Here is a 26676-nt window from a genome sequence, read left to right on the forward strand (position 1 = left end):
CCAAGCGCAGGCCTTGCCTGGGCGCTGCCGCGCCTGAGAGTTAAAGGAGGAGCATCGGACGCCCCCGGTGCAACCCACAACACTCCAGACCCTTGAATTCCCGAGTGTTGACCTCGAGTAAAGAAGGCAGTGTCGGCTGTAAACTGCTGAGTCCAATCTGCTGGCGGAGAGGGGGGGATTCGAACCCCCGGTACAGGTATTAGCCCGTACAACAGATTAGCAATCTGCCCTGTTCAGCCACTCCAGCACCTCTCCGCAACGACTCTACGAGCGCTTCTGGGGGCGTGGCGACCCAATAGTAACCACGAGGAACGCCGGGGAAGGATAGCACGATCGAGCGGCCACGCGACTGTGCGACTCCCAGCACCCCTGTAGTGCGGCCAACGCGGCAAGCGCGGCTGCGGCACTCGCAGCTTGAGGCTGCGGCCGGAGTAGCGTATTCTTCGGCATTCCTTGTCTCGCCATTGTGGGCGCCTGCGGCCTCGACCCGATCGCATTTGTTCCGCATATTGGAATCCAGTGTTGAGCCACTCTGCGACGCGGTCGGGACGGAGACCGCCGGCCCGGCTTCGAATTCGGCAGGCCCGACCCGCGGGCGAGGAATGAAGTCGCAGCGGAGGCTGAGATGACCAAGCGACTCGCCGCTCTACTCACGGTCGTGCTGGCCCTCCTCGGATGCTGGAACCCCTTCTCGTCCGACCCGCTGTGCCACAGCATCAATGCCGTTAACAGCGGCGGCTTCGCCATCGACTGCCCAACTGGCGCGACACAATTCTGCGCTGTTGCTCCGATCGTGGCCACGAGCTCGCGTGAAGCCCACGGCGCGTGTGATGCTTGCTTCGGCGCGGGTGCCTGCTCCCTGAGCTTTGCGTGTGGCGCTGGCGACGTGACGAGTTGGGAGGGTTTCCTCAACGACTTTTACCGACCGCCAAGCTATACGGAGTTCCAATTCATCAGTTCCAGGCTGGTTCCGGCCGGAAACATTTCAAGCGGGACGTTGGCCGACCCGGCCTGCCGGTCACGGGGAAGGTGGGCACCCTAAGGCCGTGGCAGGGGCTGCCCCATTTGGGGCAGCCCTAAGTTGTTCATGCGGCCGCTTTGACGGCGCTCACAGTCTCCTCCCCTTCAGCATGCTAGGCTGCGACGATGACGGTTGGCGGCCGCTCAAGTTCCTTGCTCTTGTCGATCTTGGTTGCCCTCCTCTGCCTCGGCCGGCCGGGATGGGGGGAGGACACCCCGAAGAAGGACGCCCAGGCGCCCCTGCTGCACGGCGCGGGAAAGCTTGTCAAGGAGGGGGAGCTGGCGGGCAGGGAATTCGCGCACGACGCCACGCAGGTGAGTAAGGAGGCCTGGGCGAAGGCGAAGGAAGCGTCGGCGGCCGCGGCCGAGGAAGTACGACGCGCCACCCGCGAGTTCTGGCGGGACGTCCTCGAGGAGAAGGCTCGCCTGCGCACGAAGCTCCGGCGGGAAAATGCCGAGCTTCGAGCCCGACAAGCGAAATGAGGCGCTCTTTAGCCCTTGCCCCCGTCGCCGTGACCTTACTGGTGGGAGTTGCGTGGCTCACTCCGGCCTGCAACGGTCGCAGTGAGCCGCCGCCCCGGAGGGGCGCACCCTCCCACGCGGCGGACGCGATAGTCGAGAAGGCTCCCACGCCCGAGGAGAGACGCGCCCTCGAGCGCATCCGCGATGAGATCGACCTTGAGATGCTCGACCAAGTCCGCGCGATCGACGCCGAAATCGAGACGCTGCGGCGCGAGAACGAGGAGTTGCGGAAGAGGCTTCCCGAGCCCTGATTCCGCTCCCTAACGGTCGAGTACCTCCCGAACTTTTCGCGCCAACGCCTCCGCGGTGAACGGCTTCTGTAGAAAAGCGACCTCCGCCGCCAGCACGCCGTGGAGGACGACGGCGTCGTTAGTGTAGCCGGACATGTAAAGCACTCTCGTCTCGGCGTGGGACGGCGCTAGGCGCACCACCAACTCGCTTCCACTCATGCCCGGCATCACGACATCCGTCATAAGGAGGTGGATGGGGGCGGGGTGCCCTTCTGCGATCTCGAGGGCATGACCCGCGTGACGCGCTTCGATGACGGTGTAGCCGCTGGCTTCAAGGATCTCCCGCACGATGCTCCGGAGCGATTCTTCGTCCTCCACCAGCAGGACGGTCTCCGAGCCGTGCTCGGGTCCGGCCTCCGGGACGGGCGTCGTCTCCACGATTGCCTCCGCCTCTTCGAGGCAGGGCAGGTACACCTTGAAGGTGGTGCCGTGCTCGGGCTCGCTGTACACGAAGATATGGCCCCCGCTCTGTTTCACGATTCCGTGGACGGTCGCCAGACCCAGCCCCGTACCCTTGCCCGGCGCCTTGGTCGTGAAAAAGGGTTCGAAGATGTGGCCCAGAACCTCCGAATCCATGCCGTGCCCGGTGTCGCTGACGGCCAGCATCACGTGAGGGCCGGGCGTGACCCCAGGACGCGATCGGGAGTAGGCGGCGTCAAGGTCTACGTTGGCAGTCTCGATTGTCAGTCGGCCGCCCCGGGGCATTGCGTCGCGCGCATTGACGGCCAGATTCATGAGGACCTGCTCTATCTGCCCCGGATCCGCCTGCACTCGTTGCAGACGCTCATCGAAGATGGTTACGAGTTGGATGTCCTCGCCAATCAGGCGCCGCAGCATCTTCTCCATCTCGCCTACCACGGTGTTGAGGTCGAGAATTGAAGGCTGCAGTACCTGCTTCCGACTGAAAGCAAGGAGTTGGCGGGTCAGGCCGGCGGCGCGATCTGCGGCCTTCAGGATGTCGCTCACGTATCTCTTGAGCAGCGGCTCGTCGGGGATCCGCTGTTTGAGCAGCTCTCCATAACCGGTGATGACACCCAAGAGGTTGTTGAAGTCGTGGGCGACCCCACCCGCGAGCCGGCCTACGGAGTCTATCTTCTGCGCCTGAAGGAGCTGGGTCTCGAGGTGCTTTCGTTCCGTGATGTCGGCGACGAAGGCGCTAAAAAGGGTGGCGTCGCCTTCCTTGAGGACAGTGACGGTGAGCTCCACCGGAAACTCCGAGCCGTCCCTCCGCAGGGCACTGAGCTCGCTCCGGCGGCCGATGACCGAGCCTTCGCCGGTGGCCAGAAATCGCGCCAGGCCCTCCGTGTGGGCCTCGCGGTAGCGGGGCGGGATGATTAGGTCCGCCAGCCGGCGGCCGACGGCCTCGCTCCCCGACCATCCGAAAATGGCTTCCGCGCGGGGGTTCCAGGAAATGACGAGCCCCTGGGCATCCATTCCGACCACGGCGTCGAGAGCGGCCTCGAGGACCGACTTCATCCTGCCCTCGCTCCTCCGCAGCGCCGACTCTGCCTGTCGGCGTTCCGCATCGCTCTTGTCCAGGGACCGACCCGTCCAGGCCGCTAGCCCGAGGAACACCACGATGTTCGACATGGCGAACAGCGCGACGCCGAACTCGGTGCCGTAGAGTCCCGCCCGCTGGCCCTGGAGACACAGCCAACCAAGCACGATAGGAATCACCACCGCGGGGAGGAGCAGCGTCCGCATCAGGGTTCCGCCCGGCCGGGCGTTCGTGACCAGGGCCGTGAGGCCTCGCTCCGGGCGCGCGGCCAGGATGCCAATGCTCAAAATTGCGAACCCGATGGCGGTGTGGAGCGCGACGCTGGCGAAGGCGCCGACGCTGTAGAGGGCCCTAATGCCGTAAGCGTAGCCAATGACGGCGATGAGGGACACGGTTCCCGCGGCCGCGGCCGGATAGTCCGTCGCGCTTCCCGGGGCGTCGAGAAAAAGGAGCGCGAGCCCTAGGAGTAGGAAGTTCAGGGCGGTGGCCAGGGCCATGCGGCCGGGGGCGCCAGCCAACCCAGCGGGAGAGGAATTTGGGACGAGGAGCTGATCGATGCCCAGGTCCCAGCCGAGCAGGTTTTCGAGAACACTGAGCAGCCCGATAAGGGCCACGGCGAGGGCGAGGGCCCTGGCAAGGTTAACGTATCGTCCGGCGCGCTTCTCCTGAAGCAGCCAAAGCGCCGCCCCCGAAAGGAGGAAGGCGAGCGCGGTGTTGGCTTTCATGGTCGCGAGACCGGGGGCGATGCTTTTCAGCGCGCCAACGTCCAGCGCCCAGCCCGCGAGCACGAAGGTGCCCGTGGCGGCGACAACCAGGGCAGCCCACCCGGAGAAGGCTCGGAGCGATGCCGCGAGGGGAGTCCGATCGCTCATGGCTCAACCGGAAGCAAGACGAACGGCGGACGGTTCTCCCGACAAAGGGACCGTCCCTCCTCGGGTCTGGCGGATGATCGCCCCCGCCGCGGCGTGAAGCGGAAGCGCCTTTGCCGTCGGGTGTGGCCCCGCGGGGTCCGGAAGGAAACCGCACCTACGCCCGAGGGCAGCGGAGCCGCCTCAGCCCGGTCCGGGCCCAGCCTTGTAGTCACCCGCAGGCTCCCCGACAGCAATCGGCTCGGCGAGCATGTTCGCAACCGGGAGCCTGAAGCGGCCGCCCGGCCCGGGGAGGGAGGCTCGGGGGCAGGTTGCGTCTGGTGAAAGGGTACGTCTTTTGCCACACTAAATCTACCGGCTGCTGGAGCAGCAAAGAGTGGCGGAAGCGGGGTCGAAGGAGGCAGGGATGGAGGAGTCCGAAACGGAAGTGCGCGCCCGCTACCGAGCTCCGGACCTGCTCGCTTGGGCGAGGGCACTCCTCGGTCGAGGGGGACTGCCCGACGAGCGCGCGCTCGTCGTTGCCCAGGTGCTCCTAGAGGGCGACTTGCTGGGCCACACGACCCATGGCCTCGACCTCTTGCCGCGGTATCTCGGGGAACTGGACGAAGGACGGATGGCGCGAACGGGAGAACCGGAGACGCTCAGCGACTCCGGGGGGGCCCTTACCTGGGACGGGCGCCACCTGCCCGGACCCTGGCTCGTGGAAAAGGCGATCGGGGCCGCCCGGGAGAGGCTCAGGCAGCACCCCCTGGTGACGGTCGTCATCCGGCGCAGCCACCACATCGGCTGCTTACAGGCCTATCTCAAGCCCGTCACCGATGACGGCCTCATCATCCTGCTGACGTGCTCTGACCCTTCGGCCGGCGGCGTGACGCCCTACGGCGGCGTCGCCCCCCGCATCACGCCCAACCCCATCGCCGCCGGCTTTCCCACCGAAGCTGGCCCCGTGCTCATCGATGTCAGCATGGCGACCACCAGCAACGCCACGGCCCGGAGGCTCTTCGAGGAGGGTGCCCGCCTGCCCGGGCCCTGGCTCGTGGACGCCTCCGGGCGGCCGAGTGACGATCCCGCCATCCTCTTCGGGGAGAGACCGGGGGCGGTGATGCCGCTCGGGGGATTCGACCTGGGGTACAAAGGCTTTGCCTTGGCGCTGTTGGTCGAAGCGCTGACCTCCGGGCTGGCCGGACACGGGCGGGCGGACCAACCCCGCGAGTGGGGTGCTTCGGTCTTTCTGCAGATCATCGATCCCGACCACTTCGCCGGTCGCGCCGCCTTCGAGCGCCAGACCACTTGGCTCGCTCAGTTCTGCCGCACCACGCCCGTGGCTCCCGGCCAACCCGCTGTACGTCTTCCCGGCGAAGCGGCCTTGGCACGGCGCGCGCGACAGCTCCAGGACGGCGTCGTGATCTACCCGGCGGCGCTCCCCGCCCTGGCGCGCCGAAGCGAACGGCTGGGCGTTCCCCTTCCCACCCCCGTCCGGACGACGGCGCGCTGAAGTGGGGACGCGCCGACCGCGCGGACACCGCTCGGCTCGACCCCTTCTCGGGTCGCCTGGTTCTCTGTGCAGAAGATATGGGAACGCGGCGCGGTCAAGTCCAGTCCTGACCTGTGGACCGAGCCGCCCTCTAGAGGGCGAAACGGACGTTCACGGTCATGATCGCGGGAACCGGCACGCCGTTGAAGAGGGTCGGAGTGAACACCCACTGCTTGACGGCTTGGACGGCCGCCTCGTCCAGCAGGGGAATGCCCTGTAGGACCTTCACCTCCGCCACTCTTCCCTCCGGGCTCAAGAGGCACTCCAGGACGACAATGCCCTGGACACGGGCAACCGCCGCGATGCGGGGATACACAGGGTCCACGTGTCGGAGCTTCTTCGGCACCTTGATGACGCCGCCGACGCGCACGGGTTGGGGCGGGGGGGGAGCGTCTGGCAAGCCGCCGACAATGCCTCCCACCACACCCCCGGGGACCCCGCCCTCCACACCTTCGGGGCCGCTATCCAATCCCAACCCCGCCGCCGTTTCGGGCACGACTTGATCGGGCGTCTCCACGGGGGAGGTGAAGGCGGTAGGGGGGGTGACGGGCGGCGTGGGCTCGACCCGAGCAGCGGGGGCCTTCGCGGGCGGCGGAGGCGGGGGCGGCGGCGCCACCGGCTCCGCAAAGAACGCACGGACCGCCGAACCAGTGGGGTCCGGCAGCCCCTCCGAGGTCAGTACGGGGATCACGACCACCGCGCTGAACACGACCGCGTGCACCGCAACCGAGAGGGGCAGCGTCAGCGTGCGGCCTTGCCTCGCCGAGCGGTTCGGCTTCGTGACCACGAGGGCCTCGAACATCTCTTTCGATTGCTCCATTGCCCTTCTCCCCACCCCGGGGGCCTCCACACAGCCCCCCCCAAGGGAGTCATACGAGTCGGAGCCCAAAAACGGTCGAAAAGAACTGGGGCCTGGGATTGGGGGCTTTTCGGGCGGCCAGCCCCCGTCCCCGCGTGTGACGGGGATGTGACAAGGATCCGACTTCCGGAAGAAGGCAGTCGACGGCTACGTCGAAGAAAACCGATAACCGTCGGACCCTGAGCTGGGCCGGGCTACCCAACCGACGGAACGCTTGGAGGGCTCGGCCAACCCTCGGGTGGTCGTGGCGATGACCGTGAACTCCGCCTCCTCAACGTCAGGAACGACGGACCGCTATCGGGCCGGACGCGGCGTCCCCTGTGGCCCGAGCTGCGTCTTCAGGGCCCACTCGCCGATTTGGCGCCCCATGGCCGCCCCCACTTCCGCGGAGTTGCGGTAGTGGATGCCGCCCCAGATCCGTGCGTTCGAGACTTCGGCCGCGTAGTCGCGGATGCGGGTCCATTGATGGGTCACTCCCGGCAGGGCGGCGCTGGTCATGCGAATCGCGGGCAGCTCACCCGCGCCGAACTCCGCCTCCAGCACCGCCGCCGCCGCCCCCGAGTTGATGCAGTGGGCACACGGATACTCGGGGTGCATGGGGGTGTCGATGAGCGGCTCCCAGGTCGCCTCGGGAGCGGTGGCATCGTTGCCGTCGAGGTCGCCATTGCGGATGGCGGTGATGGGCCGCCAGAACTGGTAGTGGTACTTGGCATCGAAGACGGCGATGTAGCTGTCCGCGGTGGCCATTGAGACCAAGGCGAGCAGACGCGCGTTCTGCACCAGCGATCGGCCGGGGGCGGCCGTGAGGTTGCGGACGACGGGCAGCCAGGAGGCGGGGCCTACAATGCTCCAGAATCGCGCCACCTCGGTTTGCTGGGGGGTGCGCGTCGGGCTCCGCTTCTCCCCGAGCGCCTTGACCTCGTTGTAGTCCTTCGCCCAGGTTGCGCTCTTCAGATCCGGAGGGGGGCCGGCGCGAAACTGGGCGCCCGACGTCAAGGCCCACGGCGTCACCTGTCCCCAGATACTTCCCACGGGCAGCGCCGTCGGGACGTAGCTTCCCGGCGCGGTGAGCGGCCGATAGGCGTTGCGGGCGTCCGCGCCGTCTTGGGCGCGAAGCGCCACCATGGTGGCGCCAACCCGCGCCCCGAGCTCGATCCCTCCTTGACGCGGGCCGCCGGGAAGGGCGGAGAGCGAGCTCGCGAGGAGCGCGTCCCAGGTGGCCCGCTGCTCAGGGAAGAGCCCGGACAACACCCCATGCCCGGCCGCCGCCGCTGCAGCCTGCGGCGAGGCGCCGGGGGCAGGGACCGGTGGTTGTCGGTAGGGTGCGTAGCTGCGCTCGATCGCGTCCACCGCATCAAACATGGCCACGTGCAGTATGGCCAGGGTCCGGGTCTGCTCGAAGGGTAGCTGCTTCGCCCCGCTGGCCGCCGTCATGGCCGCATCGGTCCAATCCCAAAGCACGTCGCCCCGGGCCAGTTCGGGCGTGCCCATGAAGAACACGGTGATGGCGGCGGCAAGGATCGCCGCCGACCGACATCGGGTGACCTGGAGCATCGGAGGCCTCCTCGAATGTTCTGTTGCCGTGGCTAGCCGGCAAGTGATCGACAAGGCTGGGGGCGCGGCGTTACCTCAAGCTATAAGCCATGTGCCGCCGAAGCGGGCACCTGCCCACAAGCCGCGGGCGGAGGGCACCGAGCCTCGAAACCCCTGACGGGGTCGAACGAAGTCTTTTCGGACCCCGACGGGCAAGCCAGTGTCTCCGCAGCCTGGTGATGGTAGCGTAAAATCGCCCCGGAGGGGTGGCCGAGCGGTTGAAGGCGCCGGTCTTGAAAACCGGAGGCCCGAAAGGGTCCGCAGGTTCGAATCCTGTCCCCTCCGCCAGCACGGAACGGGTGCATCACGCGTCGAAGCGGGCTCGCTCCGCCAGCCCACTGTCCATTGGCCCGGGGACAAACCCTTTACAGCTTACCGCTTAGGGCCTTCAGGACTTTCTCGGTCCGGACGTGGCTTCCCGCGGCGCACCGATGTGGGGGACCAGCTTCCTGAGCACCTGGCGCACCAAGTCAGGGTGGCCACGGGGCCAGCGGTCCTCGATGTCCAGGTCGGTCACGGGCCGGTCGATCTCCGGGAAGCGAATCTTGATCAGGGTCTCGTGGCGGTCCTCGCGCTCGGACATCACGAAAACCCGGTCCGCCCACAGCAGCAGCTCCCGCGTGAGAGGCACGGTGGCAAAGGGGGCGGTGCCCGCGGAGCGCACCTCATAGCGGGGGTCCCCCGCATACAGATCCTCGGCGGTGCGGCTTCGGTCCACGTTGGCGGTGCAAACGAACAATATACGCATACGATCCAGGGAAGGCCTCCTCCAGGACGAATTGTAGTCGAGGGCCGGTCCTCCGTCCGCCCGCCAGTCTGCTAGACTCATCGATGGCCACAGCCCATGAACACCGACCGCCTGCTGCAAGAAGTCGAGAGGCGCCTCGCCGACCTGGACGAGGCCCACCGCCAGGAAGTCCTGGACGCTTTGCGGGAAGAGATCGCCCGTGAGCGGCGCCGGGTGGAGCCCTCTCCGACCATGGAGTCGGAGCGCCAGAGGCGGGTCGAGGCCGAGACCCTGCGGGAGGTTTTGGAGGCGATCAACCGGCAGGCGCGCCTGGAGGACACCATCGAGGAGGTGCTGAAGCAGCTCTCCCGGATCGTGGCCTTCGACTACTGCTCGATCGGGCTACTGGAGCCCGACGGCCGTTTCCGGATCATCGCCGCCCGTGGAGTGCCCGAGCCGGCAAGGGTGCTGGGGACGACCTTCGGGGACCCCCTGGCGGACGAGATCCGCGACCAACGCCGGGTCCTCAACTTGGCCGACGCGGAAGCGGATCCACGCTTCGTCCCCGTTCCTGGGATTCCGCCCGTCCGCTCCTGGTCCGGGATCCCCCTGCTCGTGGAGGGAGAGGTCATCGGTCTCCTCCGTCTGGGGCGGGAGCGGGTGGACCCCTTCGAGGAGGAGGATCTGCACCGCGCGAAGGCAGTGGCTTTTTCGGCCGCCGCCGCCATCCGAAAGGCGCAGCTCCTCGAGCAAATCCGACGCTACGCCACGCTGATGGAACAGGTGGTGGCTATCGACCAAAGGGTCTTCGCGGGCGCAAGCAAGGAAGAGGTGGCCCGCATGATCCTGGAGGGAGCGGGCAACATCGGGAACTACACCGCGGGTCTCCTGATTCTGCAGAGCCCCCGGGGGCCGGTGGTGGCGGCGGCCCGGGGGGAGGGCTTCGTGGGAACGGAAGGGCGGCTGGCACCCGGGGACTTGGCCGCCAAGGCCGTGCGGCGTTTGGAGAGGGGCCGTCTGCTTGAGGTGGGGGAAGCCCTGGGCACCACGCTGCCCGCGCAGCAGCTTTACCTCGTCCCCTTCTCTACCCCGGAGGCCCATCTCGGGACGCTGGCTCTCTTGGATCCCAACGGCGCCAGCGCCGACGACCGGCTGATGGAATCGTACGCGTCGCGGGCCGCCACGGCCTACCTATACGCCACGCGCGAACGTCGCTGATCGCCTCGTGGCGGGGGTGGGCGGTGGAGCGGACTCGCGCCTCTACCGGACGTTCCCGGACCGGGCCTAGCCCTGTTTCGGGCCGATCCTCTCGACGCCCATGTAGGGGCGGAGGACCTCCGGTATGACCACCGAGCCGTCCGCCTGCTGGTAGTTCTCGAGCAGGGCGATGAGCGTACGGCCCACGGCCAGGCCGCTGCCGTTGAGGGTGTGCAGAAAGCGGGGCTTCCCTCGAGGCTCCGGCCGATACCGCAGGCTGGCGCGGCGGGCTTGGAAGTCCGTGCAGTTCGAGCAGGAGGAGATCTCCCGATACGCCTCCTGCCCGGGCAACCAGACCTCGATGTCGTAGGTCTTGGCGGCGGAGAAGCCTAGGTCTCCCGTACAGAGCACGACCACGCGGTAGGCGATCCCCAGCCGCTTCAGGACCTCTTCCGCGTCCGCCACCATCGACTCCAGCTCGTTCATGGAGCTCTCTGGCGTCGTCAGCTTGACCAGCTCCACTTTGTGGAACTGGTGCTGGCGGATCAACCCCCGCACATCCTTCCCATGGGACCCTGCCTCCGAGCGGAAACACGGTGTGAAGGCCACGTACCTCAGGGGCAACACGTCGCTTTCCAGGATCTCCTCACGATGCAGGTTGGTGAGCGGCACCTCGGCGGTCGGGATCAGGTAGAGGTCCCGGTCCCCCGCCCGCGTCTTGAAGAGGTCCCCCTCGAACTTCGGGAGCTGGCCCGTGCCCGTGAGGGTCTCCGCGGTGACCAGATAGGGGGGGATGACCTCGCGGTAGAGGTGGTCTCGGCCACGCCGGTCGTCCGGCAGTCGCCCCGTGTGCAGATCCAGCATGAACTGGATCAGGGCGCGTTCCAGGCGGGCCCCCAGATCCCAGTAGACCGCGAACCGTGACCCAGAGATCTTGGCCGCCCGCTCGAAATCCAGAATCCCCAGCTCGGGCCCCAGATCCCAGTGCGGCTTGGGCGGGAAGCCGAAGCGCGGCGGGTGGCCCCCCCGGTGCACCTCGCGGTTCAGGGAGGCATCCGCGCCGACGGGAACGCTGTCGTCGGGTAGATTGGGGACCCCGAGCAGGAAGCTGCGGAGGCCGGCCTCGACCTCCTGCAAGCGGACTTCCAGACTCTTGATTTCCTCCGAGATGTCCTTGAGCTGCTTGCTGCGCGGAGACGACGAGGGGTCCTGACCCGCCTTCCGCAGGCCGGCGATTTCCTGGCCGAACACCTTCTGGTCGTGCCGGAGACGTTCCACCCTCGGGATGAGGGCGCGCCGCTCCCCGTCCAAGGCCCAGGGATCCTCCCCCTCTGGGCTCTGCCCGCGCGCCTCCAGCATGCGCAGGACAAGCTCCTTGTTCTCCACCACGAACTTCAAGTCGAGCACGGCGGCGAGGATAGCACAGGGCGAGCGCGGGTCCGTCGCAGTCCGGCCACAGGCGTGTGGTAGCATCGACGGCGAGATGATGAAGATCCGCAAGGCCGTCTTTCCAGCCGCGGGCCTGGGCACGCGCTTCCTCCCCGCCACCAAGGCCCAGCCCAAGGAGATGCTGCCCCTCGTCGACAAGCCGATCATTCAGTACGTGATCGAGGAGGCCGCGGCCTCCGGAATCACCAGCATCATCATCGTCACCGGCCGGGGCAAGAACGCGATCGAGGACCACTTCGACGTCTCCTACGAGCTCGAAAAGCTGCTCGCGGAGAGGGGCAAGACGGATCTGCTGGAGCAGGTGCGGACCATCTCCAGCATGATCAACCTCTCCTACGTGCGCCAAGGGGAGAGCCTGGGCCTGGGCCACGCCGTGCTCATGGCCCGGGACCTCGTGGGGGACGAGCCGTTCGCGGTGATGCTGGGGGACGACATCATCGACAGCCCCGTGCCCTGCATGAAGCAGATGGTGGATGTCTTCGAACGCCACGGCGGGCCCGTCATCGCCGTCCAGAAAGTGGCCCGACAGGAAATCTCGGCCTACGGCGTCATCGACGGTTCGCCCGAGGGAGAGACCGGCCGCGTCTACCGGATCCGGGAGCTGGTGGAGAAACCGAAGGTCGAGGAGGCGCCTTCCGACCTCGCGATCATCGGCCGTTACATCCTGACCCCCGACATCTTCGACGATCTGGCGGCCACGCCCCGCGACGCGGGTGGGGAGATCCAGCTCACCAACGGGCTTCGCCGGCTCAAGGAGCGGCGTCCGATCTTCGGCTACCGCTTCGAGGGGATCCGCCACGACGCCGGGAACAAGCTGGGCTTCCTCAAGGCCACGGTCGAGTTTGCGCTGAAGCGCGACGACTTGGGCAAGCCGTTCCGGGAGTACCTGAAGTCGCTCAAGCTCTGACGGGTCGTCGGAAACCTTCGCAGCCCAGGGCCCCACCGAGCAGCTCTGCCCGCACTCAAGAACGTCTTGTTGGAGTGGAGGGACCCCCCCGGGATCACCCGGGGGGGGTTAGGCTAAGGCAGGTTTCCCGAAACCGAAGAAGGAGCGAGTCACTTCGAGGGGCTGCTGCCACTGGCAGAGCCGTCTTTGGATGTGGTTGATGCAGGAGAGCTGGACGACGTGTCCTTGGAGCCTTTGGCTTCCGGAGCTGACTTCGTGTCTTTGGCTTCCTTGGAGCTGGATGAAGGCGAGCCCTCGGCGCCATCCCCGCCCGAGGACTTGCGGGCGTAGTCGGTGATATACCACCCAGTGCCCTTGAACTGAATCGCGGGGGCGGAGAGCAGCCGGTGGACTTCCTTGCCGCAGGTCGGGCAAGCCATGAGAGACGGATCCGTGTACTTCTGGAGGATCTCGAATCGCCCGCACCGGGGGCACTTGTACTCGAAAAGAGGCACGGGCGGAATCACCTCCCGAACCCACAAATTGTATCATTTCCAGGAAGATAGATCAAAATCCACCCGGGGCGGGTAGTGGCCGAGCGCCACCGACCCACTACCCCCGGGGCGCACGCTAGTGGACCTCGGCCCAGTTCCGGCCCCGGCGGGCGTCCACCACCAGGGGCACCTCCAGGGACAAGGCCCCTTCCATGACATTCCGGACGAGGACCAGCGCCTCCTCCGCCTCCTTCTCCGGAACCTCCAGCAGCAACTCGTCGTGTATCTGCAAGATCAGGCGGGATGCCATGCCGCGCTTCTTCAACTCATGCTGGAGGTCGATCATGGCCTTCTTGATGAGATCGGCGGCGGAGCCCTGGACGGGGGTGTTCATGGCCTGCCGCTCGGCCTCCATCCGGACCTGGAAATTCTTGGCCCGGAGGTCGGGCAGCCGCCGCAGACGGCCCAAGAGGGTGCGCACGGTCCCCGTTTCCCGGGCGCGGGCGATGGTGTCGTTGATGAACTCGCGGACAGAGGGGTAACGGTTGAAGTAGGCCTCGATGAACCCCTCGGCCTCCTTCTTCGAGGTCCCGATGTCCTTGGCCAGGGAGAAGGCCCCCTTTCCGTAGAGCAGGGCGTAATTGATCATTTTCGAGCGGCGTCGCTGCTCCTCGGGGGAGACGGGGGAGAAAGCCCCGAAGACCTCGCGGGACGTGCGGTCGTGGACGTCCTCTCCGCGCCGGAAGGTATCGATGAGCGTCTGATCCTTGGAGAGATGGGCGAGGATGCGGAGCTCGATCTGGCTGTAGTCGGCGGAGAGCAGCTCGTACCCCGGTTCCGCCACGAAGGCCTCGCGGATCCGCCGCCCCTCCGGCGTGCGGATGGGGATGTTCTGCAGGTTGGGATCGGAGGAGGAGATCCTCCCCGTGGCGGCCACGGTCTGGTTGAAGGAGGCGTGGATGCGACCCGTCTGGGTGTTGATCAGCCCGGGCAGCGCGTCGATATAGGTGGACTTGAGCTTTTGGATCCCGCGGTAGTCGAGGATCTTCCGGGGCAGCTCGTGGAGGATGGCCAGCTCTTCCAGCACGTCCTCCGCGGTCGAGGCGGCCCGGGTCTTGGCGGTTTTCTTCCCGCTCTTGAGGCCCAGGCGGTCGAAGAGAACCTCACGGAGCTGCACGGGGGAGTTGATGTTGAACTCTCCCTTGGCGAGGACGTGGATCTCGCGGGTGAGGGTGGCCAGCTGCTGCTCCATCTCCCGACTCATGCCCGCCAGAAGCGGGGCGTCCACCCTGACCCCCGCTCGCTCCATGTCCGCCAGCACCTCCACCAGGGGAAGCTCCATGCTCTGGTAGACGGGGAGGAGGCCCTCCTGCTCGAGGCGGGCGGTCACGGCGGGGGCCAGGCGCAGGACGAGCTCGGCGTCGTCCCCCGCGGCGTGCGCGGTCTGGCCGACCGAGGCCTCGTCGCCCGTCACCCCCTCGCTCCCCGAGCCCCGGCGCTCCCCCAGGAACTCGAGGGCGAGGTCGTCGAGAGCGTAGGCGCGCCGCCCGGGGTTGAGGAGGTAGGAGGCCACCAGGGCGTCGAAGTCGAACCCGCGGCCCTCCACGCCGTGGCGCGCGAGGAGGATGAGGTCGCGCTTGGCGTGGGCGCTCAGCTTGCGGACGTGGGGGGCGCCGAGGAGGGGACTCAGGCGGGCGAACGTCTCCTCGACCCCGAGCGGGTTTGGCGCCTCGAGGCGAGAATGGCCGAGGGGGATGTAGGCCGCACGGCCCGGCCGCACGGCCAGGGCCACCCCCAGGAGGCGGGCCCGCATGGGCTCGTGGTTCGTGGCCACGAGGCCGATGGAGACCTGGCCCTCTCCCCGCACTTCCTGCAGGAGCGCGTCCACCTCCTCCAGCCGGGTCAGGATCTGGTGCTCGGTGGCGGCCGCCGCCACGGGGGGCGCGAACTCCCGGGCCAAGGCCTGGAACTCGAGCTCGGTGAAGAGCGCGTGGGCGGCCGCCCCGTCCGGCTCCCGCCGCGCGAAGGCGGCCAGGTCGAGGACGACGGGAGCATCCGTGCGGAGGGTGGCTAGCCGCTTGGAGAGGAGGGCGTCCTCGCGGTGCGCCTTCAGCCCTTCACGGTAGGCCGCGCGCTTCACTCGATCCGCGTTCTCGAGCACGGCCTCCACGGGACCGAATTCGCGCACCAGGTCGCGCGCCCCCTTGTCCCCGATCCCGGGCACCCCCGGGATGTTGTCCACGGCGTCCCCCACTAGGGCCAGCATGTCCACCACCCGCTCCGGGGGCACCCCGAACTTCTCCTCCACCGCCTTGCGGTCATAGAGCGTGGCCCCCAGGCCCTCCCGGCCCGGGTTCAGAACCCGCACGCGGTCGCTGACGAGCTGCAGCAGGTCCTTGTCCCCGGACACCACGACCACGTCGTGGCCCGCGGCCACCCCCTGGCGGGCCAGGGTCGCGATCACGTCGTCGGCCTCGAAGCCGGCGACCTCGATGACGGGCAGCCGGAAGGCCTCGCAGACCCGGCGCACGAACGGGATCTGGACGGCGAGGTCGTCGTCCATCTTCGGCCGGTGGGCCTTGTACTCCTTGTAGACCTCGTGCCGGAAGGTGGGCCCCGCGAGGTCGAAGCTGATGGCGACGTACTCCGGCTTCTCGTCCTGATACAGCTTGCGCAGCATGGTGGTGAAGCCGTAGACGGCGCCCGTGGGCAGCCCCCGGGTCGTAGCCAGGCCGCGGATGGCGTGGTAGGCGCGGTGGAACTGCGCGCTGCCGTCCACCAGATAGAGGGTGCGAGCGCCGGGCATTGCGGGATCTTACCCCGGACCGCGGACGGACCACCCTCAGAGCGCCGCGTGAAGCGATCCTCCGTCGGTCGCGGCCGAGCGCGGGCTCCCCGGCCATCGGACACGAACCCTGGCTGCCTGGCCAGCGGGAGGCGTTGCCGGGCGCGTCGTTGAGGCCGACTCCGAATAGAATGCCGCCGTGGGCGCCCGCCTCGCCGCGACCCTTTTCCTCGCCGCCGGCCTTCACGGTTGCCTGACCTACGAATACGAGCACGAGTTCTGGCTCCGGGTAGACGGCTCGGGCACAGTGAACGTGACCGGCCGCCCCGCCCTCTTCCTGGCCTTCAAGGGTCTGGTAACGCCGGCAGACGAGGCGGCTAGCCGGGAGGCGGCACGGCAGTTTTTCGAGCGAGCGGGCTTCCGGGTGCGGCGGGTCACCCTCACCCACCGGGCGGGACAGGCGTATCTGTTCGTCTCCGCCGACTTCGACGACGTCAACAAATTGACGGGCTCCCCCGCCTTCCCCGATCTCCGGATCGCCCTGTCTCGCGCCGGGGAGAACCTTCGGCTGGAGGGGGGCTGGGCGCGGCCGGGTTCCCTCCCCGAGGTCCAGGAGCGGGACGGGCTCATGGCCGTCCGCTTCCACCTGCCGAGCAAGATCTACGAGCACAAGAGCGCGAGCGACGGTGTGGAGAGAGGCAACATCGTCTGCTGGCGCCAAGACGTGGCCGCGGGCCTCAGGGGCGAGCGCCTGGAATTCGGGGCGGTGATGGATTCCCGGAGCATCCTCCTCTCCACGGTGACACTCTTCGCGGGCGCCATGGTCGTGGCCATGCTGATCCTGGGGGGAGGGGTCTACCTCGTGGCCCGGCACGGTAGGAAGGGGCTCGCGTCTCCGGCCGGGCCCCCGGCCGCCTGACTAGGGCTTGCGCGTCGATTCGGACGGCAGATCCACCACCACGGGCTCCGTCTGGCCGGGACGGACGGAGACTGTCCGCTCCACCGGCTCGTAGGCGGGATGACGAAAACGAACCACGTGGGGGTCGGCGGCGAGGGTCAGGCCGGAGGGGCAGTTCAGGGTGAAAGCGGGCCCCCACGGATTGAGGATCTGCTCGTACGCCTTACCACCTTCGGGGGAGAGAGTTCGGACGGGCATACTCACCCGCCTGGGGGCAGGCAAGGCGGCGCGGCCCCGCTCACGCGCGGAAGCGGCGGGTCACCGCCCGAGCCAGGAGGTCGACCAGCTTTCGTGCGCACGCATCCCCGGGGTCCCGGCCGGGGTTGTATTCGCAGACCTCGAGGGCCACCACCCGCGGCGAGGCCAGGAGGGCGGTCACGAGATCGGAGGCCTCCTCCCAGGAAAGCCCCACCCCTCCCGTCAGGGGCTCCTTGGCCGGCATCACGGCCGGGTCCAGCAGGTCCACGTCCAGGTGGACGAGGATGGGGCCGTCGCCGTTCTCGACGCCGTCGATGGCGAGGGCGGCCGTGGCCTTCATGCCCATCGTGCGGGCTGCGGCCGCGGGCAGGGCCAGGCCCAGATCCCCGAGCCCCGCCCGCTCGCCGGGATCCAGGGCCCGGAAGCCCACAAGCGAGACGTGCTCGGGGGCCACCGCGGGGGGCGGTCCGCCCGCGGCCACGAGCTCGGCCACCCCCTCGCCGAGGGCGTGGGCCAGGGCCATGCCGTTCAGGAACCCGGAGGGCGTCGTGTCCGGCGTGTTGAGGTCGGCGTCGGCATCGAGGAAGACAAGGCCCACCGCCTGGCCAAGGTACCGCCGAGCTCCCGCCACCGTCCCCGTCACGATCGTGCAGTCTCCGCCAAGCACGAGGGTGAAGCCCTCGGCGAGGGCGCGCGTCATCTCGTCGGCGGCGGCCTGGGCCGCGCACGTAGCCACGGGGGCGTTGCGGGACCGCGGGTGCTCGGGGTCCTCCCGGAAGGGGAAGAGCGAGAGGTCGGAGAGGTTCACGACCCCGGGTCCCGCGCCGCGCAGCGCCTCCAGGAGGCCGGCCTCGCGCAGGCGCCGGGGGGCTTCGCTCGGGCCCGGGCCCCGCGCGCCGGCCGCGGTGGGAACGCCGACAACGGCGATCTTGGCGGCGGGCATGCCTGAAGTATAATCAAGGCCGTCGCCCCCATGTCTCGCTCCCCGAATGCAGACGGCCGTGCGCGACGGCTTCCCTCCGCCGCTCGCGGCGCGGGGGGGGGAGGGCTAGAGAAATCATGAACATCAAGCTGTCCTTCGGCCCCGTGACCCAGACCTCCGTCGACCTCCTGGCCGTCGTTCTGGACGAGGAAAAGACCCTCCACCAGATCGACGACCCCGCCTTGGCCGCGCACGTGGCCAGGGCCGGCGCCGCCTTCCGGGACAAGACGCTCAAGCGCGAATACTTCGTCACCTTCCCGGAGGGCGAGAGCCCGCGGGCCCTGGTGGTGTATTGGAGCCCCCAGCTCAAGAGCTGGAACCTCTGGGAGAACGTCAAGACCTTCACCGCCCGGGCCCTGCGCCTGGCCCGCGACTACCGTCACCCGCGGATCGGCCTCGTCCTCAACACTCAGGAGGCCGCGCCCCTCGTGGGCAAGGCGGTGGAAGGGGCGGTCCTCGGAGCCTACACCTTCGATCGCTACAAGCAGGAGAAGGACGACTTCCTGGCCAAGGACGCCCAGCTCACGATCGTGGTGCACCCGGAACACCAGGCCGACGCCGAGGCCCGCAAGGCCCGCTATGCCTGGGTCTCCGAGAACGTGAACCAGTGCCGCGACATCATCAACGAGCCGGCCGCGGTCGTCACCCCCGAATTCCTGGCCGACCGCGCGGGGGAGATCGCGAAGGAGCTGGACCTGGAGATCGAGATCCTGGACCCCGCCGGCCTCAAGGCGCGGGGATACCAGGGTCTTCTCCGGGTGGGCCAGGGCAGCGCCCATCCCCCCCACATGGTCATCCTCCGCCACGTCCCGCGCAAGGGCACGAAGGAGACGGTGGCCCTGGTGGGCAAGGGGATCACCTTCGACACCGGGGGCATCAGCCTGAAGCCGGGCGACCACATGTGGGAGATGAAGGGGGACATGGCGGGGGCGGCGGCGGTTCTCTACGCCCTGCGTTCGCTGGGGCGCTTGAAGCCGGACCTCAAGGTGGTGGGCATCCTCTGCTGCGCGGAGAACATGCCCGATGCCAACGCCCAGCGTCCAGGCGACATCTTCACGGCCAAGAACGGCAAGTCGGTGATGGTCGACAACACCGACGCCGAGGGCCGCCTGGTCTTGACCGACGGCCTGGCCCGGGCGGGGGAGGAGAGAGCCACCCACGTCCTGGACATCGCCACCCTCACGGGGGCGGTCGTGCGGGCCCTGGGGCCGAGCGTGGCCGGGATCATGGGCACGGATCGGGAGCTCGTCCGGCGCGTGGCCCGGTCGGGGGAACACCAAGGGGAGGCCTTCTGGGAGCTGCCCCTGGTGGAGGAGTACGCGGAATCGCTCAAGACACCCTTCGCCGACATCAACAACATCGCGGCCGGGGGACTGGCCGGCGCCATCACCGCCGGGCTCTTCCTGAAAGAGTTCGTGCCCGCGGGGGTGGCCTGGGCCCACCTCGACATCGCGGGCCCGATGTTCCGCGACAAGGATTGGAAGTATTACGAGTCGGGGGCGATCGGCTTCGGGGTCAAGACCCTGGTCGATCTCTGCGAGCGCTTCCGTGATCCTCTCGCCTGACCGGCTCAGCTTCGACCGCATCACGGAGAGGGTCTGGCTGGGGTCGCGGGTAGCTTCCCTCGACGACTACCACCGCCTGCGCGCCCAAGGGGTCCGGGCCTGCGTGGACATGAAGCGCGAGGGGGCCGATCCCTGGAGCTTCGAGGCCTTCTTGTGGCTGCCCACCCCCGACCACGAGCCCCCCAGCCAGCTCCACCTGCGCCTGGGGATGGCCTTCCTGCGCGAGTGCGAGGGGGCGGACCTGCCCGTCTTCGTGGCCTGCCTCATGGGGGTAGGCCGCTCCTCCTGCCTCGTTCTCGCCCACCTCTTGGCCGGGCGCTTCCGGGGGGCGGGGCCCCAGGAGGCCCTGGACTTCCTCTCCGCGCGCCGCCCCCTCGTCAATCCCAACCCCCGGCAGATCCAGGCCGCGGTGGAAGCGGCCGCGAGCTACCCGGCGTCCTGACCGAGGGTCATTCCCTGCGCAGCGCCTCCATGGGTTGGAGCTGGGAGGCGTGCCAGGCGGGGTAGAAACCAAATCCGATCCCTACCCCCAGGGCCATGACCAGGGCCAGGAGCAGCATCACGGGCGCGATGGCGGTGGGCCACGACGCCATCCGGTGTATGAGCAGGGAGCCAAAGACGCCGAGCCCGGCGCCCAAGACGCCCCCCGCGAAGGTCAAGAGGGACGCCTCCACCAGGAATTGGGAGGCGATGTCGCGCCGGGTGGCGCCTAGGGCGCGCCGGACGCCTACCTCACGGGTGCGCTCGGCCACGCTCGCGAGCATGATGTTCATGATGCCGATGCCGCCCACGAGTAGGCTGATGGCGGCGATGGCCCCCGTCACGATGTTGAAGATGCGCTGGGTGCGCTCCCGCTGCCGCAGGATCTCGCGGGGGACGATCACGTCGAAGGCCGACCCCCCCGTGGTCCGTTGCAGCAGCGACTTCACCACCTCCGCGGAGGGGCCTACGTGCCGGGCATCGTCCACGCGCATCACGATCTCGTCGACTCCGTCCGGGCGGGGGTCGTGGCCGCGGTCGAGGGCGGGGAGGGGGACGAACACCGCCCGGTTGACGTCGCGGGTGCGGATGGGCCCCGGCTTGCCCCGGGGCGAGGCCCGGTCCTCGAGCACGCCCACCACCTGGAACCAGTCGCCGCCCAGGAGCAAGCGCTCCCCGTGCGGGTCCCCGAAGGGGAAGAGGGCCCGCGCCACCGAGGCCCCCAGCACCGCCACCCGCTTACGCTCCTGGACGTCTAGATCGCTCAGGAAGCGCCCCCCAGCCAGGGGAAGCTGCGCCGCCACCTGGTAGGCGGCGGTGGTCCCCACCACCGTGGCCTCGGTGCGCCGGCCCCCCGCCTCGACGGCCATCGTCGCCTCCCGCACCGGCGCCACCCCCCGCACGTCCGGGACCACCCGCGCGAGCGCCTCCGCGTCGTGCAGGCGCAGGCCGGAGACGGGGGCCCCCGCCTCCCCGGCCCGGGCCCGCACTGTGATGCTGTCGATGCCCAGGGCCCCGATCTGCTGCAGCGACTCCCGCCGCGCCCCCTCCCCGACCGAGGACATGGCCACCACCGCCGACACCCCGAACACGACCCCCAGGATGGAGAGGCTGGAGCGCAGCTTGTGCAGGAACAGGCTGCGCACGCCCAGGCGGAGGAGCACGCGCGGAGACACCTAGAGCAGCTCCTCGGACTCCACCCGGCCGTCCCGCAGGCGGACCATGCGCTGCGCGCGCCGGGCCAAGGCCTCGTTGTGGGTGACGAGGATGACGGTCCGGCCCTCGCGGTGGAGGCTCTCCAGAAGCTTCGCGATCTCCTCCCCCGTGCTCGAGTCCAGGTTGCCCGTGGGCTCGTCGGCGAGGAGGATTCGCGGCTCCGTGACCAGGGCCCGCGCGATGGCCGCGCGCTGGGCTTCCCCCCCCGAGAGCTCCCCCGGCCGATGGTCCGCGCGCGAGAGGAGCCCGACCCGCTCCAGGCAGCGGCGGGCCCGCTCTCGCCACTCCTCCAGGGGGACCGCGCCGTAGAGCAGCGGCGTCTCCACGTTCTCCGCCACCGTGAGCTGGGGGATGAGGTGGAAGGACTGGAACACGAAGCCGATGCGTTGGTTGCGGATGCGGGAGAGGCGGTCGTCGTCGAAGGCCGAAACCGCCTCCCCATCGAGGAGGTACTCCCCCCGGCTGGGCCGGTCCAGGCAGCCGAGGATGCTGAGGAGGGTGGACTTGCCGGAGCCGGAGGGCCCCATGATCGAGATCTGTTCCCCCTCCGACACCCGGAGGCTCACGCTCTCCAGGGCCACCACGTCACCCGCCCCCCGCGGGTACACCTTGCCCGCGTCCCGGAGGTCCACGACCGGCCCCCGCGTCAGGTCCTTCAACGAAGCGGTGGCTCGGTCTGTTCGGCCAACCTGTACTCATACCACGCGATGTACTGACGGAGAGAGGGCTCGAGCCTAGGAGACACGCCACTGATGTCCTGACAGACTTTCAAGGCTTGCTGGAGCTCTTCGCGAGCGGCCCCGGGCTGTCCCACCTGCTTGGCCAGCTCATCAAGGAAGACGACATCCGTGGCAACGATGGCGCCCGCGGCCGGGGCGGCCGGGTTGTCCTGAGCAACCATTTGAGACAGTACGCCAAAGGCTGAGATGGCCAGACGGAATGCGTCGGAGTATTGGCCTTGCTTACGCAGGCTGCGAGCCCGGCCGAGGTCCCGTTGCGCCCTCAGCACCGTGGCAAAGCTTCTCCACATCGCCACTAGGGATCGCCATGCACTCCAGCGGCCCGCTATCTTCACTCTACCCGCGATTCTATATGTCCGCCCAAACATCTGGGTGCGCCGCAAGCCGGCGGTTCTGACCAGCGCGCGCTTGGGGCCGGGCTAGGGTGAGGTGAGGGCACCGAAGTCCGAGGGCGCGGCGCCGGGATCCCGCAGGCAGACACGCTCGCCCTTCTGGAGCCCCTTTTCCACGACCACGAAGTCCTGGTTGGAGGGCCCGAGGACCACCTCGCGGGGCTGGATCCGGCGCCCCGCCACGTAGACGAGCGCCCGCCCCTCCCGCTCGAAGACCGCCTCCAGGGGGACGAAGAGGGCTTTCTGGCGCTCCTCGACCTGGATCTCCACCCGCGCGGTCATGCCCGGCCGCAGGCGAGGCTCGGACTCGTTGATCTGGATGGTGACCCCGAAGAACTTGGTCCCCCGCCGCTCCTTTTCCTCCTGGGCGAGGGTGCCCACCAGGGTGACGCTGCCCGTGAGCTTGAGGTCGGGGTAGGCCTCCACCCGCACCCGGACCTTCTGGGTGCGCTCCACCTTGTGGATGTCGGTCTCGCGCACCTTCGTTTCCACCACCATCCGGGAGATGTCGGGGAGGATGAGGAGGGGCTGGTTGGCCCACACCTGGTCCCCCACCTGGGGCTTGCGCTGCTCGGAGCCGAAGAAGACGTCGCGGTAGACCACGATCCCGGGCACGTCCGCCCGGACCTCGGTGCGGGCCAGTTGCTGCTTGGCCAGCTCGAGCTTGCTGGCCGCCTCCGCGATCCGGCTATCCGCGGAGTCGATGGCGGCCTGTTTCTGGCCCAGGCGGTAGGAGGAGGCGGTCTCCAGCTGGCGCAGGGTCTCCTTGCTGGCCAGGGCGTCGGACTTGGCCTGGGAGAGCTCCAGCGGCCGCCCGAAGTTCATGAGGGAGTCCCGGCGCCGCTGAGCCAGGGTCAGCTCCTCCTTGGCGTGGCTCACCAGCTGCTCCGCCCGTTCCAGCTCCACCTTGGTGATGAAGCCCTCGGTCAGGAGCGGCTTCAGGTCGGCGAGCGCGGTCTGGGCCTTCTGGAGCTCTCGCTCCGCGTTGGCCACCGCCACCACCGCCTCCTCCTCCTTGAGCCGGCCCTTGCCCTGCTCGACGTCCTTCTGCTCCAGGTCGCTGCGATCCACCTTGAGGCGCGCGGCCTGGATCTCCTCCTGGTTCTGGATCGCTTGCAGCTTGATCTCCTGGCGCGCTTTCTGCAGGTCGGCCTGGGCCTGGGCGAGAAGGGCCTGGTTGCGGCGGATGTCCTCCTCGAAGGGGGCGGCGTCGAAGAGGATGAGCAGGTCCCCCTTCTGGACCATCTTCCCCTCCGGGGCCAGGGCCACGATCTTGGCCTGGTTGCTCTGTATGGTCGAGGTGTAGGTCATGGAGCGGAGGGCCTGCAGGGTCCCCGCCTCCACGATCGACACCTGGAAGGGCCCCTCCTGTACGGTGGCGGCGGCGACCCCCGCCCCCCCGCCCCCGCTCAGGGCGTAGAGGGGAAGGAAGAGGGCGACGGCGGCCCCGACCAGGACGGCGGCGGCGACCCGCGGCCGCCGGCGGGCCGCGGCGAGAGTCGCGGTGAGAGCCACCGTGAGGTTCTCCCGCGTCCAGTTCCGGGGGCGGAACCAAGGCCGCGCCTCCCGCACGAGGGTGTGGGCGGCGCGGGAGGCGCCGTCCCTTGCCCGCTCCAGGGCCCGGCGGGCCCGCTCCGCGGCTAGGCCTATGGAGATCGAGCTCACGGCGCGAACTCCTTGGCCACGTCCAGGACCCCGGTGGCCCGGCGGAGCTCGACCAGGGCCACCTTGTAGCTGGCGAGCAGGCCCACAAGGGCGCTGCGGGCCAGGACCAGGCTGCCTTCGGCATCCACCACGTCGAAGTTCGAGGCCAGGCCGCGCTGGTAGCGCAGGTTGGCCAGCCGGCGCTGCTGGGCCGCCACCTCCACTCCTTGCCTCTGCAGCTCCACGCTCTTGCGAATCCGTTCCAGCTCGCGCACGGCCGCCCGCACGTCCGTCTCGACCTCCATCTCCTTCTGGGTCACCGCCCGCTGGTGGGCCTGCACGTCGAGGTCCGCCACCGCCGCCGCAACTTTCTCCGCGGAGCGCTCCAGGGAGTAGGCGGTGCTCAGGGAGACGCTCACCCGGGTGTCGCCGGTGCGCAGGGCGTCGCCGTAGGAGGGGCCGAATCCCAGCTGGCTGACGTTCAGGCTCACGTCCAGCTGGGGGAGGAGGCTCTGCTTGGCCAAGGACGCGGCGCGCTCCGAGTCCCTCACCTGATCGCGGACCTCCTTCAGGTCCAGCCGTTTCTCGAAGGCCCGGGCCACCATGACCTCCAAGGGCTCCACCTGGTCGGGGGGCATCTCCTCGAGCGTCACCCCTTGGGGCTCCAAAGGGTGGCTGGGGGCCAGGCCCAGAAGGAAGCGGAACTGCTCCAGGGCCGCCTGCAGGGCCGCCTCCGACCGGACCAGGGAGTCCGAGGTCTGGGAGGCCTGGATCTGGGCCCGGAACACGTCCAGCTTGCTCACGAGCCCGATCTTGAGCCGGGCCTCGGAGGCGCGGAGCAGGCTCTCGCTGCGCTTCAGGCTCTGGCGCGACACGGTCAGGAGCTGACGCTGAGCCACCACCGCGTAGAAGGAGGAGGTGACCTGGATGGCCAGCCGCTGGCGGGCCAGCTCCAAGTTCCGCTCCTGTCCCTCGAGCCCGCGCCGGCTGTTCACGAGGTCGAAGTTGGTGGCATTGGGCCCGAAGCCGCGGAGGATGGGCTGGGTCAAGATCAGCCGCAGATCCGAGGAGCGGGCGGTGGGCGAATCGGCCTGGGGGACGGAGCTCAAGGTGCCGGTGGCGGTGAGGCTGGCCCCGCTCCAGGGCAGCTTCTGGAAGAGATCCAGGCCGAAGGCGGTGTTGTCCGAGGAGTGCTGGTAGCGGGGGGTGAGCTTCGGGTAGAACTGGGCCTTCGCTGCCGACTCGCGCAGCTTCGCGGCCTGGACGCTGTCCACGGCGCCTAGGAGGCCGAAATTGTGCTCGAGGGAGATCGACACCGCCTCGGCCAGATTCACGGTGGGGGCCCCCGGCGTGGGCCCCACCAGAGCCTCCTCGGGCTCCTGGGGCTCCTGGGGCTCCGGACCCGTGGGCTCGGGGGAAGCCTCCGGCGGTGCGGGTGGCTGCTGTGCCTCCCCGACTCCCGCGACGAGTGCCCCCAGAAGGCTCATGGCCAGCAGTCCGGCCCGTCCGATCATCACGCAGGGATCAGAGTATCCAGCCCTTCCCAGGCCGTCAAATGGGGGTTTGCGCGGAGGTAGAGCGTGCTGATAGGCTCGCCTGCGGACTTAAGAAAGGGTCCAAGGCCATGAACGTCGCGCGTTGCCGGCCCGCCCTCGTCCTCCTCCTGGCCCTCGGCGCTCCCCTCTGGGCGGCGGACAAGCCCCAGATCGACGTCCAGGAGCTCACCCTCGGCAACGGCATGAAATGGCTGCTCTTCGAGCGCCACCAGTCCCCCACCGTGACCGCAGGGTGGACGGCGCGCGTGGGCTCCGCCAACGAGAAGGAGGGCATCACCGGGATCAGCCACTTCTTCGAGCACATGATGTTCAAGGGTACCCGCGTCATCGGGACCAAGGACATCGCGGCCGACCTCAAGCTCATCCAGGAGCAAGAGAAGGTTCAGGAGGCCATGAGGGCGGAGATGGCGATCATGCGGGAGCGCCTGCGCCGGGGCGAGGTCGACGACCTCCTCCGGCCGGAGGCGAAGACCGAGCGCTACCGGCAGCTGGAGGCGCAGTTCGCCGACCTCGTGCAGAAGCAGCGGGAGATCCTGATCAAGGATGAGCTCTCCCAGATCTACACCAAGAACGGGGGCGAGGGCTTGAACGCCTTCACCACCGAGGACCAGACCACCTACTTCGTGCGCGTGCCCAGCAACCGCCTCGAGCTCTGGGCCTGGCTGGAGTCGGACCGGCTGCTCAACCCGGTCCTGCGCGAGTTCTACAGCGAGCGTGACGTGGTATTCGAGGAGCGCCGCATGCGCACGGAGTCCACGCCCCTGGGCAAGTACGACGAGGCCTTCAACGCCGTCTTCTGGGAGGCCCATCCCTACCGCTGGCCGGTGGTGGGGTGGCCCTCCGACATCCCCCTCTACAGCCTGGCCCAGGCCCGCGACTACTTCGCGACCTACTACGCCCCCAACAACCTCACGGGGGCCCTGGTGGGGGACTTCAAGGTCTCGGAGGCGCGCCCGCTGCTGGAGCGCTACTTCGGCCGCATCCCCCGGGGCGCGGCCGATCCCCCCCCGGTGGTAACGCTGGAGCCCAAGCAGATCGGCGAAAAGCGGTATCTGGCGGAGGCCGAGACCTCCCCCACCGTTCGCATCTGGTGGAAGGGCGTCCCCTTCGTCCACAAGGACGCCTCCGCCCTGGACCTCCTGAGCGACGTCCTCAGCGGGCGCACCGGCCGCCTGTACAAGGGGCTCGTGCTCGGGCGACGCATCGCAAACGAGGTCTCAGCT

23 protein-coding genes and 2 tRNA genes are annotated in these 26676 nt (G+C 68.7%); 11 read left to right on the forward strand and 14 right to left on the reverse strand.

Annotated features, from left to right (window positions below; translation table 11 throughout):
• Positions 1–161: 161 nt before the first annotated feature.
• A tRNA-Ser gene (locus VN461_13970) sits at positions 162–255 on the reverse strand.
• An 891-nt stretch (positions 256–1146) separates the two neighbouring features.
• Between VN461_13970 and VN461_13975 the strand changes: the two genes are divergently transcribed.
• Together VN461_13975 and VN461_13980 are read left to right on the forward strand one after the other, a co-directional pair.
• Complete coding sequence (locus tag VN461_13975; GenBank protein HXB55891.1) at positions 1147–1503, forward strand: hypothetical protein; 357 nt, start codon at positions 1147–1149, stop codon at positions 1501–1503.
• Positions 1500–1793 (forward strand): hypothetical protein, encoded by a 294-nt coding sequence (locus VN461_13980; GenBank protein HXB55892.1) that lies wholly within the window; start codon positions 1500–1502, stop codon positions 1791–1793. Before VN461_13975 ends, VN461_13980 begins: the two co-directional genes overlap by 4 nt.
• Positions 1794–1802: 9 nt before the next feature.
• On the opposite strand, the gene VN461_13985 is transcribed toward VN461_13980, so the two are convergent.
• Positions 1803–4202 (reverse strand): PAS domain S-box protein, encoded by a 2400-nt coding sequence (locus tag VN461_13985; protein ID HXB55893.1) that lies wholly within the window; start codon positions 4200–4202, stop codon positions 1803–1805.
• Between the two features lie 403 nt (positions 4203–4605).
• On the opposite strand from VN461_13985, the gene VN461_13990 reads away from it, so the two are divergent.
• Positions 4606–5694, forward strand: a complete 1089-nt coding sequence (locus VN461_13990; protein HXB55894.1) for an Ldh family oxidoreductase — start codon at positions 4606–4608, stop codon at positions 5692–5694.
• Positions 5695–5824: 130 nt separating this feature from the next.
• Here VN461_13990 and VN461_13995 read toward each other — a convergent pair whose 3' ends face one another.
• Positions 5825–6553: an energy transducer TonB gene (locus VN461_13995; GenBank protein ID HXB55895.1), complete on the reverse strand. Its 729-nt coding sequence runs from the start codon at positions 6551–6553 to the stop codon at positions 5825–5827.
• 333 nt (positions 6554–6886) lie between these two features.
• Entirely contained in the window at positions 6887–8146 is a 1260-nt protein-coding gene (locus tag VN461_14000; protein ID HXB55896.1) for a vanadium-dependent haloperoxidase, read from the reverse strand.
• 239 nt (positions 8147–8385) lie between these two features.
• Here VN461_14000 and VN461_14005 point away from each other — a divergent pair.
• Positions 8386–8473: transfer RNA gene (locus VN461_14005), tRNA-Ser, on the forward strand.
• A gap of 100 nt (positions 8474–8573) precedes the next feature.
• Here VN461_14005 and VN461_14010 read toward each other — a convergent pair.
• A complete protein-coding gene (locus VN461_14010) occupies positions 8574–8933 on the reverse strand; it encodes a phosphotyrosine protein phosphatase (protein ID HXB55897.1) in 360 nt (119 codons plus the stop codon).
• 96 nt (positions 8934–9029) lie between these two features.
• Here VN461_14010 and VN461_14015 point away from each other — a divergent pair, with 96 nt between their 5' ends.
• Positions 9030–10130, forward strand: coding sequence for a GAF domain-containing protein (locus VN461_14015; protein ID HXB55898.1), 1101 nt, complete (start codon positions 9030–9032; stop codon positions 10128–10130).
• A gap of 66 nt (positions 10131–10196) precedes the next feature.
• Here the strand turns inward: VN461_14015 and serS are convergent, their stop codons facing one another.
• A complete protein-coding gene (gene serS / locus VN461_14020; protein ID HXB55899.1) occupies positions 10197–11516 on the reverse strand; it encodes a serine--tRNA ligase in 1320 nt (439 codons plus the stop codon).
• Between the two features lie 79 nt (positions 11517–11595).
• Between serS and galU the strand changes: the two genes are divergently transcribed.
• Positions 11596–12465 carry a UTP--glucose-1-phosphate uridylyltransferase GalU gene (gene galU, locus VN461_14025; GenBank protein HXB55900.1) on the forward strand — a complete coding sequence of 290 codons (870 nt, stop codon included), beginning with the start codon at positions 11596–11598 and terminating at the stop codon, positions 12463–12465.
• Positions 12466–12614: 149 nt separating this feature from the next.
• On the opposite strand, the gene VN461_14030 is transcribed toward galU, so the two are convergent.
• Complete coding sequence (locus VN461_14030) at positions 12615–12971, reverse strand: FmdB family zinc ribbon protein (protein HXB55901.1); 357 nt, start codon at positions 12969–12971, stop codon at positions 12615–12617.
• A gap of 103 nt (positions 12972–13074) precedes the next feature.
• On the reverse strand, positions 13075–15744 hold the full coding sequence (polA, locus tag VN461_14035; GenBank protein ID HXB55902.1) for a DNA polymerase I: 2670 nt from the start codon (positions 15742–15744) through the stop codon (positions 13075–13077).
• Positions 15745–15922: 178 nt separating this feature from the next.
• Between polA and VN461_14040 the strand changes: the two genes are divergently transcribed.
• On the forward strand, positions 15923–16642 hold the full coding sequence (locus tag VN461_14040; protein ID HXB55903.1) for a hypothetical protein: 720 nt from the start codon (positions 15923–15925) through the stop codon (positions 16640–16642).
• Here the strand turns inward: VN461_14040 and VN461_14045 are convergent, their stop codons facing one another.
• Together VN461_14045 and VN461_14050 are read right to left on the reverse strand one after the other, a co-directional pair.
• Positions 16643–16879: a hypothetical protein gene (locus VN461_14045; GenBank protein HXB55904.1), complete on the reverse strand. Its 237-nt coding sequence runs from the start codon at positions 16877–16879 to the stop codon at positions 16643–16645.
• A gap of 40 nt (positions 16880–16919) precedes the next feature.
• Positions 16920–17822: an arginase family protein gene (locus VN461_14050; GenBank protein ID HXB55905.1), complete on the reverse strand. Its 903-nt coding sequence runs from the start codon at positions 17820–17822 to the stop codon at positions 16920–16922.
• Positions 17823–17938: 116 nt separating this feature from the next.
• Between VN461_14050 and VN461_14055 the strand changes: the two genes are divergently transcribed.
• Both VN461_14055 and VN461_14060 read left to right on the forward strand, forming a co-directional pair.
• A complete protein-coding gene (locus VN461_14055) occupies positions 17939–19426 on the forward strand; it encodes a leucyl aminopeptidase (protein HXB55906.1) in 1488 nt (495 codons plus the stop codon).
• A complete protein-coding gene (locus VN461_14060) occupies positions 19410–19868 on the forward strand; it encodes a dual specificity protein phosphatase (GenBank protein ID HXB55907.1) in 459 nt (152 codons plus the stop codon). Before VN461_14055 ends, VN461_14060 begins: the two co-directional genes overlap by 17 nt.
• Positions 19869–19875: 7 nt before the next feature.
• Here VN461_14060 and VN461_14065 read toward each other — a convergent pair whose 3' ends face one another.
• Positions 19876–21081 carry an ABC transporter permease gene (locus VN461_14065; protein ID HXB55908.1) on the reverse strand — a complete coding sequence of 402 codons (1206 nt, stop codon included), beginning with the start codon at positions 21079–21081 and terminating at the stop codon, positions 19876–19878.
• On the reverse strand, positions 21082–21780 hold the full coding sequence (locus VN461_14070) for an ABC transporter ATP-binding protein (protein ID HXB55909.1): 699 nt from the start codon (positions 21778–21780) through the stop codon (positions 21082–21084).
• Positions 21781–21896: 116 nt separating this feature from the next.
• Between VN461_14070 and VN461_14075 the strand changes: the two genes are divergently transcribed.
• On the forward strand, positions 21897–22046 hold the full coding sequence (locus VN461_14075; protein ID HXB55910.1) for a hypothetical protein: 150 nt from the start codon (positions 21897–21899) through the stop codon (positions 22044–22046).
• Between the two features lie 234 nt (positions 22047–22280).
• On the opposite strand, the gene VN461_14080 is transcribed toward VN461_14075, so the two are convergent.
• Positions 22281–23918 carry an efflux RND transporter periplasmic adaptor subunit gene (locus tag VN461_14080; protein HXB55911.1) on the reverse strand — a complete coding sequence of 546 codons (1638 nt, stop codon included), beginning with the start codon at positions 23916–23918 and terminating at the stop codon, positions 22281–22283.
• On the reverse strand, positions 23915–25411 hold the full coding sequence (locus tag VN461_14085) for a TolC family protein (GenBank protein HXB55912.1): 1497 nt from the start codon (positions 25409–25411) through the stop codon (positions 23915–23917). Before VN461_14085 ends, VN461_14080 begins: the two co-directional genes overlap by 4 nt.
• 110 nt (positions 25412–25521) lie before the next feature.
• Between VN461_14085 and VN461_14090 the strand changes: the two genes are divergently transcribed.
• A partial coding sequence (locus tag VN461_14090) for a pitrilysin family protein (GenBank protein HXB55913.1) occupies positions 25522–26676 on the forward strand: 1155 nt, incomplete at its 3' end.

Source organism: Vicinamibacteria bacterium (assembly GCA_035570235.1).
Taxonomy (GTDB): Bacteria; Acidobacteriota; Vicinamibacteria; order Fen-336; family Fen-336; genus DATMML01.

Coding starts and splice junctions, on each gene's coding strand:
- VN461_13995 (HXB55895.1), bottom strand. CDS start 6,553: ATGGAGCAATCGAAAGAGATGTTCGAGGCCCTCGTGGTCACGAAGCCG.
- VN461_14010 (HXB55897.1), bottom strand. CDS start 8,933: ATGCGTATATTGTTCGTTTGCACCGCCAACGTGGACCGAAGCCGCACC.
- VN461_13980 (HXB55892.1), top strand. CDS start 1,500: ATGAGGCGCTCTTTAGCCCTTGCCCCCGTCGCCGTGACCTTACTGGTG.
- VN461_14000 (HXB55896.1), bottom strand. CDS start 8,146: ATGCTCCAGGTCACCCGATGTCGGTCGGCGGCGATCCTTGCCGCCGCC.
- VN461_14050 (HXB55905.1), bottom strand. CDS start 17,822: ATGCCCGCCGCCAAGATCGCCGTTGTCGGCGTTCCCACCGCGGCCGGC.
- galU (HXB55900.1), top strand. CDS start 11,596: ATGAAGATCCGCAAGGCCGTCTTTCCAGCCGCGGGCCTGGGCACGCGC.
- VN461_14045 (HXB55904.1), bottom strand. CDS start 16,879: ATGCCCGTCCGAACTCTCTCCCCCGAAGGTGGTAAGGCGTACGAGCAG.
- VN461_14015 (HXB55898.1), top strand. CDS start 9,030: ATGAACACCGACCGCCTGCTGCAAGAAGTCGAGAGGCGCCTCGCCGAC.
- polA (HXB55902.1), bottom strand. CDS start 15,744: ATGCCCGGCGCTCGCACCCTCTATCTGGTGGACGGCAGCGCGCAGTTC.
- VN461_13975 (HXB55891.1), top strand. CDS start 1,147: ATGACGGTTGGCGGCCGCTCAAGTTCCTTGCTCTTGTCGATCTTGGTT.
- VN461_14085 (HXB55912.1), bottom strand. CDS start 25,411: ATGATCGGACGGGCCGGACTGCTGGCCATGAGCCTTCTGGGGGCACTC.
- VN461_13985 (HXB55893.1), bottom strand. CDS start 4,202: ATGAGCGATCGGACTCCCCTCGCGGCATCGCTCCGAGCCTTCTCCGGG.
- VN461_13990 (HXB55894.1), top strand. CDS start 4,606: ATGGAGGAGTCCGAAACGGAAGTGCGCGCCCGCTACCGAGCTCCGGAC.
- VN461_14055 (HXB55906.1), top strand. CDS start 17,939: ATGAACATCAAGCTGTCCTTCGGCCCCGTGACCCAGACCTCCGTCGAC.